Annotated in this window: 8 protein-coding genes and 2 pseudogenes; 8 read left to right on the top strand and 2 right to left on the bottom strand. The window is 65.0% G+C overall.

The window, feature by feature from the left end:
* Positions 1-8 precede the first annotated feature (8 nt).
* The 4 genes from JD971_RS02550 to JD971_RS02535 all read left to right on the top strand — a co-directional run bounded on the left by JD971_RS02550 (position 9) and on the right by JD971_RS02535 (position 4,762).
* Positions 9-1,322, top strand: a complete 1,314-nt coding sequence (locus JD971_RS02550; RefSeq protein ID WP_202085716.1) for a radical SAM protein — start codon at positions 9-11, stop codon at positions 1,320-1,322.
* 175 nt (positions 1,323-1,497) lie between these two features.
* On the top strand, positions 1,498-3,078 hold the full coding sequence (locus JD971_RS02545; protein ID WP_236672233.1) for a SulP family inorganic anion transporter: 1,581 nt from the start codon (positions 1,498-1,500) through the stop codon (positions 3,076-3,078).
* Positions 3,075-3,716, top strand: coding sequence for a carbonic anhydrase (locus JD971_RS02540; RefSeq protein ID WP_202085712.1), 642 nt, complete (start codon positions 3,075-3,077; stop codon positions 3,714-3,716). The genes JD971_RS02545 and JD971_RS02540 overlap by 4 nt, the downstream gene beginning before the upstream one ends.
* Before the next feature lie 347 nt (positions 3,717-4,063).
* Positions 4,064-4,762 carry an EAL domain-containing protein gene (locus JD971_RS02535; RefSeq protein ID WP_202085710.1) on the top strand — a complete coding sequence of 233 codons (699 nt, stop codon included), beginning with the start codon at positions 4,064-4,066 and terminating at the stop codon, positions 4,760-4,762.
* A 30-nt stretch (positions 4,763-4,792) separates the two neighbouring features.
* Here the strand turns inward: JD971_RS02535 and JD971_RS02530 are convergent.
* A pseudogene (locus JD971_RS02530) lies at positions 4,793-6,037 on the bottom strand (class I SAM-dependent methyltransferase).
* Positions 6,038-6,278: 241 nt separating this feature from the next.
* Here JD971_RS02530 and JD971_RS02525 point away from each other — a divergent pair.
* The 4 genes and pseudogenes from JD971_RS02525 (at position 6,279) to JD971_RS02510 (ending at position 10,628) form a co-directional block, all read left to right on the top strand.
* Positions 6,279-7,963, top strand: a pseudogene (locus tag JD971_RS02525) (ABC transporter ATP-binding protein).
* Positions 7,956-9,038, top strand: coding sequence for an HlyD family secretion protein (locus JD971_RS02520; RefSeq protein WP_202085709.1), 1,083 nt, complete (start codon positions 7,956-7,958; stop codon positions 9,036-9,038). The pseudogene JD971_RS02525 and the gene JD971_RS02520 overlap by 8 nt, the downstream one beginning before the upstream one ends.
* Entirely contained in the window at positions 9,035-9,247 is a 213-nt protein-coding gene (locus tag JD971_RS02515; RefSeq protein ID WP_202085708.1) for a hypothetical protein, read from the top strand. Before JD971_RS02520 ends, JD971_RS02515 begins: the two co-directional genes overlap by 4 nt.
* A 61-nt stretch (positions 9,248-9,308) precedes the next feature.
* On the top strand, positions 9,309-10,628 hold the full coding sequence (locus JD971_RS02510) for a TolC family protein (protein WP_236672232.1): 1,320 nt from the start codon (positions 9,309-9,311) through the stop codon (positions 10,626-10,628).
* A gap of 11 nt (positions 10,629-10,639) precedes the next feature.
* On the opposite strand, the gene JD971_RS02505 is transcribed toward JD971_RS02510, so the two are convergent.
* A complete protein-coding gene (locus tag JD971_RS02505; protein ID WP_202085707.1) occupies positions 10,640-11,851 on the bottom strand; it encodes an Nramp family divalent metal transporter in 1,212 nt (403 codons plus the stop codon).
* Positions 11,852-11,987 lie beyond the last annotated feature (136 nt).

Raw genomic sequence — 11,987 nt, 5'->3', positions numbered from 1 at the left:
CATGCGGCATGTGGCCTTATCATTCCGACCTGCTCCGCGTGCCCGTGCCGCGCTACACCAGCTTTCCCACCGCCGCCGAGTTCGGCCCCATCGACGGGTGCGACTATCGCGAGGCGCTGGAAAACGTTTCGGGCGATGTTTCGCTCTACGTCCATATCCCGTTCTGCGAGAAGATCTGTTTCTACTGCGGCTGTAACACCGGTGCCGCGGGTCGGCGGCAGAGGTTGACGGCGTATCTCGACGCGCTGCACCGCGAAATCATGGCCGTGTCCGCGCTTCTGCCCGCAGGCACGCGGGTAACGCGGCTTTCGTTCGGCGGGGGCAGCCCCAATGCGATCGCGCCCACCGATTTCATCCGGCTGGTCGATCTGCTCACCGTGCGGTTCGGGCTTGTCGATCCGGTCTGTTCGATCGAGCTGGACCCGCGCACGATGTCGCCCCAATGGGCACAGGCCATCGCCCGCGTGGGCATCGCACGCGCCAGCCTCGGCGTGCAGACCTTCGCCGCCCATTGTCAGCATCGCATCGGCCGGGTGCAGAGCGAGGACATGATCGTCGCGACCACCGATAGCCTGCGCGAAGCGGGCGTCACGTCGCTCAATTTCGATCTCATGTACGGATTGCCCGGTCAGACGCGCGACGATCTTCTCGACAGCCTGCATCGCACGCGCGTGCTTCATGCCGACCGGGTGGCGCTCTTCGGCTATGCCCATGTGCCGCATATCGTGCCGCGGCAGCGCGTGATCGACAGCGATGCCATGCCGGATCAGGCGGAGCGTTTCGCCATGGCACAGCTCGGTTTCGACTATCTCGTGACGCACGGCTATGCGCCGGTGGGTTTCGACCATTTTGCGCTGGCGGGGCGCGATCCGCTGGCCCGTGCGGCGCTCGGCGGGAGGTTGCACCGCAATTTTCAGGGGTTCACCGATGACGACGCGCCCAATCTGATCGGCCTCGGCGCCTCCGCGATCAGCGCGTTTCCCCATCTCCTGGTTCAGAACGAGAAGAATGGCGGGCGCTACCGCATGCGCGTCGATGCCGGCGGCCTCGCACCCGAACGCGGCGCGCATCGCGGCGCGGAGGACCGGTCGCGCGGCGCCATCATCGAGGGGTTGCTGTGCCACGGACGCGCGACATTGCCGCCCCGCATCCGTGCGCAGAGCGATGCGCGGCTGGCGCCCTTCGTCGCGCGCGGCCTTGTCGAGATGGCGGGCGACACGTTGATCATCGCGCCGGGCGGGCTGCCCTATGCGCGGACGGTGGCGGCGATTTTCGACCCCTACCGCGCGGAGTCGGCCCGGCGGTTCAGTTCCGCCGTGTAATCGCGCGCGCCGGCGCGGTCAGGGCGCCCTGCAACAATTTGTTACATTGCCCCGAGGGAGCGGCAACAAAGCTTGCCGTATAAGACACGCTGACTTGGTCCGTTCCGGGCCTTTATGACGTGTCATGATTTCGTGCCCTCCGCCGCACCGGCGGTCGGCGCGCGAAAGGGGTTTCGTGAGTAGCAAGAACGGTCTGTTTTCGACGATAGGGAAGGACCTGCCGGCATCAATCGTGGTGGCGCTCGTCGCGCTTCCCCTCTGCCTCGGTATTGCGCTGGCATCCGGTGCACCGCTGTTTTCCGGGCTAATTGCGGGCATTGTCGGCGGCATCGTCGTCGGCATCCTGTCAAAATCGCAATTATCGGTGAGCGGGCCAGCCGCGGGTCTTACGGTCATCGTGCTGGGCGCGATCGAATCGCTGCCGAGCTGGGAGATTTTCCTGCTCGCCGTGCTGCTTTCGGGCGTGATTCAGGCCGGGCTGTTCTTTACCCGGTCGGGCACATTGTCGGAATTCGTGCCCAATTCGGTCATCACCGGCATGCTGGCGGCGATCGGGCTTATCCTGATCCTCAAGCAGATCCCCTATGCCGTGGGATATGAAGGCGATTTCGAAGGGAGCCTGAGCTTTCTTCAGCCGGACGGGCTGAACACGCTGTCGGCGCTGTTCTATTCCGTGTGGGACTTCTTCCTCGTCGGACCGATGATCATCGCGATCGTTTCGCTGATCTTCCTGTTCTGGTGGGATGCCAAGCTACCGAGCGAAGGGCCGTTACGCCTGCTTCCGGGTCCGCTTGTCGTCGTTATTTTTGGCGTGGTGGCCAATGCGATATTCATGGCGGTGGTCCCGGCATGGGCGATTGGCGGCGACCATCTGGTGCAGGTGCCGGTGGCCGAAACGCTGACCGGTTTCACGCAGCAGTTCTCCACCCCGGATTTCAGCGCCATCGGCATGGCCGACGTGTGGGTCGTGGCCTTCACCCTCGCCATCGTGGCCAGCCTGGAATCGCTGCTCTGCGTGAAGGCGGTGGACGAGATCGACCCGCAACGCCGCACGACGGACAAGAATTACGAGCTGCTCGCACAGGGTGGCGGCAATATCGTGTCGGGCTTCATCGGCGGCCTGCCGCTGACCTCGGTCATCGTGCGCAGTTCGGCCAATGTGTCGGCCGGTGCCATGACGAAGATGTCGGCGATCCTGCACGGCTTCTGGCTGTTGCTCAGCGTGCTGCTCATCCCCGCGGTGCTGAACCTCATCCCGCTGGCCGCGCTCGCCGCGATTCTGATCCAGGTGGGGTACAAGCTCAACAATCCCGCGCTTTACAAGCAGCGGTGGAAGCAGGGCTGGCACCAGTTCGTGCCCTTCGTGGCGACCGTGGCGGCGATCCTGCTGACCGATCTTCTGACCGGGATCATCATCGGTCTTGCCATCGGCTTCGTGTTCGTGGTGGCGCGTAATTTCCGCACCGCCATCACCAAGACCAACGACGGCGACCTCTACCTCGTCAGCGCGCGCCGCAGCCTGTATTTCATTCACAAGTATGAATTGCAGAAATCGCTGTCGGAAATTCCGGACAATGCGATCGTGGTCATCAATCTCAACCGGGCCGATTTCGTCGATCCGGACAATATCGAGATCATCAACAGCTTCGTGAAGAATGCCCGGTTCCGCGACATCGACGTCAGCGTGCGCCACGATTCCGATCATCTGGCGAATAGCGGGCTCGACGCGCCGCTCAGGAAGGTAAACTACGCATGAGGACGTTTGAGGAACTGCTCCTGTCGAACAAGGGCTGGGCGCGCGAAATGCAGGAGCGCAAGGCCGATTTCTTCACCGAGCAGACCCGCGGTCAGAACCCGGAGATCCTGTGGATCGGTTGTTCCGACAGCCGCGTGAGCCCGGATCAGATCACGCAGACCCGGCCCGGCGAATTGTTCATCCACCGCAATATCGCCAATCTCGTGCACGAGGATGACGACAATCTCGCCTCGGTCGTGCAATTCGCGGTCGAAACGCTCCGCGTGCGGCATGTCGTGGTGTGCGGCCATTACGGCTGCGGCGGGATCGAGGCCGCGCTGGAGGGCAACACCGAGGGACCGATCGACAAATGGCTCGAAAATGCGCGCCAAGTGGAGCGCGATCATGCCGAGGAGCTGAAGCATCAGACCGACCATCGCAAGCGGGTGAACCGTCTGGTCGAGCTGAACGTGCGGGACCAGCTCGTTCGCCTGTCCAAATTCGGGCCGATCCGCGCGGCTCATGAACGCGGCGACGAGCTCTGGCTCCACGGCATGGTCTACGACCTGCGCGACGGGCTGATCTCGGAATTGCTGACCATTGGCGGCGATGACGCGGCGGCGCCCCCGCCGGTTCCGGAAACGGTCCTGGCGTCCTGATCGCACGGTCCTTTTTACGCGATCCCTTTTTTACACAATGCAAAGACCCCGCCGCGGCAAACGGCGGGGTCTTTCATATGCGAACGCAGCCGCCGGTTGCCCGCCAAGACCTGCTAGGGTCCTGTTTACGGGATCTTATCCAGTTGATGGGATGCTCTTTGCAAAGTTGAGCAAAAAGGGCGTCCTTTGAAATATTTACCTTATCACGCTCGCGATGCCCGGACGGCGGCGCGATACGCATTGGAAGCGCGGGTATGAATCAGCCCGTCGATCCCCGCGCGTTCCAACAGGCGGGAAGGGCGCCCGCGTCCGCCTGCGAAGGGTGCCGCACGGCCAGGCCGCTTCCCATGGCGATCACCATGGCGTTTCAGCCGATCGTGAACATTCAGACCGGCCGACTGTTCGCGTACGAGGCGCTCGTGCGCGGGGTGGCGGGCAGATCGGCGGGCGCGATCCTCGCGCAGGTCGAACCCGACATGATCTATCGCTTCGATCAGACCTGCCGGGTCAAGGCGATCGAGCTTGCCGGCGGGTTGTTCCCGCGCGACGATGGCACGCGCCTTTCCATCAATTTCATGCCGAACGCGGTTTATGAGCCGGAGGCCTGCATTCGCGCCTCGCTCGCCGCATCGGCGCGGGTCGGTTTTTCGCCGCAGCGTCTGATGTTCGAATTCACCGAGAACGAGCGCATGACCGACACGGCGCATGTTCGCAAGATCATCTCGTCGTACAAGGCGCATGGATTTACCACCGCGATCGACGACTTCGGGTCGGGCTATTCGGGCCTCAACCTGTTGGCGGAACTGACGCCGGATCTGGTGAAGCTGGACATGGATCTGCTGCGCGGGATCGACGATTCCTTCGCGCGGCAGCGGATCGTGGCCAATATCGTCAACCTGTGCAGCGAACTTGGCATCGATTGCATTGCCGAGGGGATCGAGACGCCGGGCGAACTCAATGCCGCCCGCGATCTCGGCATCGAACTCGTGCAAGGCTATCTCATCGCCGCGCCGCAAACCGAGCGTCTGCCCGAAGTCGCGGTGTAACCGGCCGCACCCTCGACCGATGCAGGGCGATCAGGCGCGCAGCTTGCTTTCCGCCTCGGCCATGTAGTCGCGCGTGAGGGGAAGGGCGCGGCGGTCGCGGCAATATTGTATCTGGTAATTGCACATGCCGCCGTTTTCGAAACTGGACACCGCGCCGGCGAGGTAGAACGTCCACATGCGGAAGAAGCGCGCATCGTACATCGCCTCGATCGCCTCGCGGTGGGCCATGCACCTGTCGTACCATGCGCGAAGGGTTTGCGCGTAATGGAGGCGCAACATTTCCACGTCGCTGGCGATGAGACGGAATTTCTCGCTCGCCGCGACGGTTTCGGACAGCGCGGGAATATATCCGCCGGGGAAGATATATTTGCGGGTGAAGGCATCGGTCGTGCCCGGCCCGCCGATCCGTCCGATCGTGTGCAGCAGCATGACGCCATCATCGTTCAGCAGGTTGGCGCAGTTCTCGAAGAATGTCTCGAATTGGGGGCGCCCGACATGTTCGAACATGCCCACCGAAACGATGCGGTCGAAACGGGTGCCGCGCGCCGGAAGATCGCGATAATCGACCAGCTCGAACGTCACCCTGTCGGCGACGCCCGCATCGGCCGCGCGTTCGCGGGCAAGCTCGATCTGCTCGCGCGAAAGGGTGATGCCGTGCACGCGCACGTCGAAATGCCGCGCAAGATAGATCGCCATCCCGCCCCAGCCGCACCCGATATCGAGCACCGTCTGCCCGTCGCAAAGCCGCAGCTTGGCCGCGATATGCGCAAGCTTCGCCTCCTGCGCCTGTTCCAGCGTGTCGACGCCGTCGGGCCAGTAGGCGCACGAATATTGCATGTGGTCGGCATCCAGCATCAGCCGGTAGAGCGCATTGCCGATGTCGTAATGATGCGCGACGTTGCGCTGCGACCCGATGCGATTGTTGACGGCCTCGCGCGCGAAGGCGACCCGGTTGCCCAGCCGGCGGAGGAGCGCTGGCTGCCCGATCGAGCCGCCGCGATCCCACGGGCTGTTCGACCGGAGCAGTTCGACCAGTTCCATGATCCCGCCCTGTTCGATGACGAGCCGCCCGTCCATGAAGGTTTCCGCCGCGCCCAGCCGGGGGTCGAGCACGATGTCGCGCGGCACGCGTGCATCGGTGAAGCGGATCCGGACATCGGGAAACCCGTCCTCCTACCGGCCATAGAACGCGGGCGACCCATCGGCGAAAGTCACGCCGAGCGTACCCTTCTTGATGATGCGTACGAGATAGCGGTGGATCAGTCTGTCGCTCATGACCTGCGACATATTTCACCGCGTCCGCCATTTCCAGACCCATTTGTGAGCATGTGTTACACGCTTGCGCCGCCTCTTTGCGCAGGGATTGCAATGTGCCATATCGGTCCGGGTCCGGGCGGTTCGCATCCCGGCAGAAGGCTTTGCGACGGATGCCGGGGGCGCCGCGTGCGGCCGGTCGGACCGTCGTTCACATTCGGGATAGCACGGATCATATCATGGGCTATGGGGCGCAATCGTAATGGCGGGACAACGTCTTGGATATCGCGACGCCTTGTCGTGGATGTCGCAGATCATCGGGCCGGATTCGCGCTATGTCTCGCTCGGCCTCATCTATACGCTCGCGATCAGCCTGCTTTCGCTGGCGACGCCGATCTCGGTGCAGATGCTGATCAATTCGGTCGCGCGCACCGCGCTGCCCGCGCCGTTGTGGACGCTGTCGGGCGTGTTGCTGATGCTGCTGCTGATCGTCGCGTTTTTGAGCGCGCTGCGGTTCTATATCATGCATCTGTTCGAACGGCGCTTCTTCGCGCGCGTGGTCGCGCAGATCACGTTGAAGGCGGTGCACGCGCAGAACCCGTTCTTCAATGACGAGAACCGCTACAGCCTGTTCAATCGCTATTTCGACCTGACCATCGTGCAGAAGGCCGTGCCGAGCCTCGTCATCGGCGCGTTCACCATCATATTGCAGGCCGCGGTGGGGCTTGCGGTGACGAGTTTCTATCATCCGTTCTTCCTCGCCTTCAACGCGATCCTGGTGTCGATCTGCGCGCTGATCTGGATCGTGTGGCGGCGCGGGGCGATCACGCAATCGGTGGCGCTGTCCCATGCAAAACATGACGCGGCACACTGGCTGGAAAGCGTGGGCGCGTCGAACGGGTTCTATAAATCCAGCCGCCATCTCGGTTTCGCGATGGACCGGTCGGAGCAGGTGACCGCGCATTACGTGAACACGCACAAGCGCTATTTCCGGTACATCTTCTCGCAGACGCTGGCGTTTTTCCTGGTCTATGCCTTTGCGAGCGCGGCGCTCCTCGCACTCGGCGGGTCGCTGATCCTGAGCGGGGAGCTGACCATCGGGCAGCTTGTCGCGGCGGAGCTGATCCTGTCGGGGGTGTTCTACGGCATTTATCAGCTCGGCTGGTATCTCGACACGTTCTACGACCTCATCGCCAGTTCGGAGGAGCTGATGCTACTGTTCTCGATTCCTCAGGAAGACGCCGAGGCATCGGGCGAGGCGCCGCGCGACGGGGCGATCCGCATGCGCAATGTGGAGGTCGAGGGCGGCCGGTTCGATTTTTCCGTCAGCAGCGGCGAACAGCTCGTCACCGTGATGGAGCCGGGGGTCGACCGGATGCTCGCGCTTTTGCTCAAACGCCACGCCATGCCGGATCGCGGCATCGTGTCCATCGGCAACAGCGATCTTGGCGCGTTCGATACCTATCTGCTGCGCTCGGCCGTGATGGTGCTCGACCTAGGCCGACCATCGTGGAGGTCACGATCCGGCAGTATCTTACCCTCGCGGCGCCGACGCGCTCGGGTGAGGAGATCGGCCGCGCGCTCGAACAGGTGGGGCTGAGCCCGCGGATCGCGATGCTGTCGGACGGGCTCGATGCACAGCTTGCGTCGTCGGGCTGGCCGCTGTCCATTGCGGAGGTGATGGCGCTCAAGCTCGCCAATGCCTTGCTCAGCCAGCCGCGCGTGCTGGTGCTCTCGCAATTGTACGACATGATGGCGATCGACCGGCTTCAAGGCGCACTCGACGAGCTGCGCGCGGCGGGCACGACCATCTTGCTGAGCACCGGGCGGCCCGAGGCGCTTGAGCGGGACGGCTATCTCTGGCTCGGCCGGACGGAGCAGAAACGGTTTTCCAGCCGCGCCGACATGGTCGCATTCGTCGAAGGCAAGGCGATCCCCCATGCCTGATCGTCCCCAGCACAGCGCCCACTTTACCACGCTGGCCGGCATGCGTCCGCCCCGCATCGCACGCGTCGTCGCACTCCTGATCCTGGGCGGGATTGCGCTGTCGGCGGCGATCCTGTTCTTCGTCCCTTGGGTGCAGACGGCCCAGGGCACGGGCGAGGTCATCGCGCTCGACCCCGACGACCGCGTGCGCGAGGTGACGTCGCTGATCGGCGGGCGGGTCACCGAATTCTACGTGCAGGACGGCGAGGAAGTGTCCGAAGGCGACCCCATCGCGCGTGTCGAGGATGTCGACCCGCGCCTGATCGAACGTCTTCAGGCCGAGCGCGATCAGCTTATGATGGAGATCGACGCGATCGCGCGGCGGCGGCAGGTCGCCATGCTCGACGTCGACCGCAACCGGCAATTGTTCAACGAAGGGCTGGGCTCCCGCCGCGATTTCGAACAGGCGCAGATCAAGGTCGCGGAGGCCGACGCCACGCTGGCCGATGCGCGCGCGCGGGTGCAGCGCATCGATACCGAACTCAGCCGGCAATCGGCGCAGATCGTGCGTGCGCCGCGCAACGGGCGAGTGCAGCAGATCAATGTTGCGGCGGGAAGCGAGCTCGTCTCGCAAGGCACGGTGTTGGCCGTGATCGCGCCGGAGGAGATCGAGCGCGCCGTCGAGCTTTACATCAACGGGCGCGACGTGCCGCTCATCCATGATGGCAGCCCGGTCCGGCTCGAGTTCGAGGGGTTTCCCGCCGTGCAGCTGAGCGGGTGGCCCTCGCTCGCGCAGGGAATCTATGACGGGCAGGTGCGCTCGGTCGATCCCATCGCGCAGCCGAACGGGCTTTTCCGCGTCATCGTGGAACCGGTGCCGGGCAAGAGCGACTGGCCCGGGCGCCGCTTCGTCCGGCAGGGCAGCAAGGTGATGGGCTGGGTGCAGGGCGAGGAAGTGTCGGTCGGCTACGAATTGTGGCGGCAGCTCAATGATTTCCCGCTCGAATTCGGGCCGCGCGCCGATGCGGCCTATGGCGGCGGCGCGGGCGAGGGGGCATCTTCGGGCGCCGGTGGCGGACAGGCGCCGGCGAAATGATCGGACGCGGGCGGGACGGTATCGCGCGGCTGGCGCTGTGTGCCGCGTTGGCGGCAGGCGCGCCGGGCGTGGCGGCGCAGGATGCACCGGACCTCGCGGTGACGCAGCCTGACGAGATGGGCGAACTGGGCGAGGGCAGCGTCGTCGCCGACCCGTGGGATCGGGAGCCGGCAGCTGAGTTATCCCCGGCCTGCGCAGGACGGGCTTGATACAGCGTCGCTTCCCGACGGTCCGGCAGAGGCGCGCAGGGGTATCCTCACGCTCGACGATGTGCTGCGCTCGTCCGCCCGCACCGCGCCGCAGATCATCGAAACGCTCGCCGGCATCCGGCAGGCCGAAGGGCGCGCGCTGTCCGCACAGGGTGCGTTCGACATCGTGTTCGATGCCGAGGGGCGCGGGCGGGCGCTCGGCTATTACGACGGGACCTATCTCACCGGAGAGGCGAAGCGGCCGCTGCGCGACAATGGCGGCTATCTCTATGGCAAGTATCGCGTGGCGCGCGGCGATTTCCCGATTTACGAGGACCAGTATTTCACGAACCAGCTGGGCGAGGTGAAGGTCGGCGGGCTGTATTCGCTGCTGCGTGACCGGCTGATCGACGAGCGCCGCGCCAAGCTCAGCATCGCGAGCCAGGATATCGACATCGCCCGCTTCGAATCGCAGGCGACCGCGATCGGCGTGCAGGTGCGCGCGATGCGGGCGTATCAGCAATGGCTGGCCGCCGGCCTGCGGCTCAACGTGTATCGCGATCTGCTCGCGCTGGCCGAGCAGCGGCGCGGCGGCATCTCCCGGCAGATCGAGCTGGGCGCGCGTGCCTCGATCCTGCTGACCGAGAACGATCAGAATCTGGTCCGTCGCCGTGCCCGCGTCATCGATGCGGAGCAGACATTCGTGTCCGCCGCCAACGATCTTTCGCTGTTCTACCGCGATGCCGACGGCCGGCCCGTGCGCCCCACCGCCGCGCAATTGCCGGCAAGCGGTGCCGCACTGGCGGGGCCGGGGGCGGTCGTCGAAAGCTTCGCCCTGCGCGACCGGCCCGAGATCCGGACCCTGCTTGCCCGCGTGGATCAGGGGCTGGCGAGGCTGGCGCTGGCGGAAAACGATCTGTCGCCGCGGCTCGACGCATTTGGCGAGGTCGGCAAGGATTTCGGCCCCGAAGGGCTTGGCGGGCCGAGCCGGACCCCGCTCGAGCTGATCGTGGGGTTCCGCTTTTCCATGCCGCTCGAAAACCGGGCGGCGCGGGGGCGTATCCGCACGGCGCAGGGCGAGCTCGACGCGCTCGAATGGCGGCAGCAATATCAGCGCGACCAGATCGTGAACGAGATCGAGAACCTCGCGATCGAGATTGAGACGACGCGCCGCCTCGTCGAGATTACCGAGGAGGAGCTCGCGCTCGCGCAGAAGCTCGCCGCTGCCGAACGCCGCCGCTTTCAGCTGGGGGCGACCGATTTCTTCGTCGTCAACCAACGCGAGGAACTGGTCGCGGATATCGCTGTCCGGCTGGTCGATACGCAATTGCGCTATGCCGGGGCGAAGGCCGCCTATGCCGCCGCCGTCGTCGACCGCGAGGCGCTCGGCCTCGTTCGCTAGCGCCCGCCGGCTTAGCCTGCAAGCTGCACCACCTGCTGCACCGCGAGGATGACGAACAGCACGGCGGACCCGGCGAGCGTCACATTCGCGACCGCGCCATTGCGGGCGGCGGCAGGGAGCCGGTCCGAATTGTTGAGCAACAGCAGCGTGATCGCCAGGAACGGCATGAAAAGCGCGCCGAACGCACCATAGACGATCACCAGCAAAAAGGGCCGATCCGCGAAGAGCAGGATCATCGGCGGAAAGGTCAGCCAGCCGAGGTACACGCGATAGGCCGTGCTGCCCTCGCGCCCGCCTTCGGCCTCGTCACGTCCGCGCAATTGATACCACCAGTCGGAGAAGAACAGGCTCATCCCCTGCCACACGCCGAGCAGCGAGGACACCGATGTCGCGGCAAAACCGACGAGGAACAGCGCGGCGACGAGCCGGCCGAACCGCGCTTCGAGCACGTCCGACAGGCCGAGCAATCCGCGGTCGCTATCCTCCAGCGCGATGCCGGCGGAATGGAGCAGTTCGGCGCCCACGATCAACATGGCGACGACGAAAATGCCGGTGACGACATAGGCGACCGCATTGTCCACGCGCATCATCGGCAACCATGGCGTGCCGCGCCACCCCTTCGCCTGGGTCCAGTAGCCATAGGCCGCGGTCGTAATCGTGCCCCCGACCCCGCCAATCAGGCCGAGCGTGTAGAACAGCGACCCCTCCGGCAGCGAAAACGCCATCCCCCGCGCGAGGTCCGGCAGGCCGGGCGCGACCAGGATCGCAAGGCCGACCATGATGACGAACATCGTTCCGACCAGGATCTTCATCACCGTTTCGAAGGTGTCGTACCGGTTGAACCACACGAACACGAAGCCGAACACCCCCGCGATCATCGCCCAGCTGCGCAGCGAGAGCGCCGGAAACAGCGCGGTGAGCGGGAGCGCGGTCGCGCTCATCGCCGTGGCGCCGTAGATGAAGCCCCAGATGACGACGTAGATCCCGAAATACCACCCCGTCCACCGCCCGAGCGAGCGCCAGCCGGCAAGGATGGTCGAGCCGGTGGCGAGGTGGTAGCGCGCCGACCCTTCGGAAAGCGCGATCTTCACGATGCATCCGGCCACCGCCGCCCATAAAAGCGCATAGCCAAATCGCGAACCCGCGATGAGCGTGGCGACGAGATCGCCGGCCCCGACGCCCGTCGCCGCGACGACGATGCCGGGGCCAAGATGGCGCCACATCCGCCCACGCGGCGGGGGAGCCTCCCCGCGTCCGGCCCGGTCGCGGTATGCCGCCCTGCACTATCGGCTGTGTCGCTCATCGATTTTGCCCTCCCGTTTCCCCGTCGTTACAGGGGCCGGGGGGCAAGCGGAAGCC

Origin of the sequence: Croceicoccus sp. YJ47, from assembly GCF_016745095.1 — a bacterium.
Taxonomy (GTDB): domain Bacteria; phylum Pseudomonadota; class Alphaproteobacteria; order Sphingomonadales; family Sphingomonadaceae; genus Croceicoccus.
The sequence above is the reverse complement of the archived record's forward strand: the minus strand, read 5'-3'. Positions and strand labels throughout refer to the sequence as shown.

What these genes read in the sequence shown, in the direction of transcription:
- JD971_RS02540 (WP_202085712.1), top strand. Translation starts at nt 3,075, where the DNA reads ATGAGGACGTTTGAGGAACTGCTCCTGTCGAACAAGGGCTGGGCGCGC.
- JD971_RS02520 (WP_202085709.1), top strand. Translation starts at nt 7,956, where the DNA reads ATGCCTGATCGTCCCCAGCACAGCGCCCACTTTACCACGCTGGCCGGC.
- JD971_RS02550 (WP_202085716.1), top strand. Translation starts at nt 9, where the DNA reads ATGTGGCCTTATCATTCCGACCTGCTCCGCGTGCCCGTGCCGCGCTAC.
- JD971_RS02515 (WP_202085708.1), top strand. Translation starts at nt 9,035, where the DNA reads ATGATCGGACGCGGGCGGGACGGTATCGCGCGGCTGGCGCTGTGTGCC.
- JD971_RS02505 (WP_202085707.1), bottom strand. Translation starts at nt 11,851, where the DNA reads ATGTGGCGCCATCTTGGCCCCGGCATCGTCGTCGCGGCGACGGGCGTC.
- JD971_RS02535 (WP_202085710.1), top strand. Translation starts at nt 4,064, where the DNA reads ATGGCGATCACCATGGCGTTTCAGCCGATCGTGAACATTCAGACCGGC.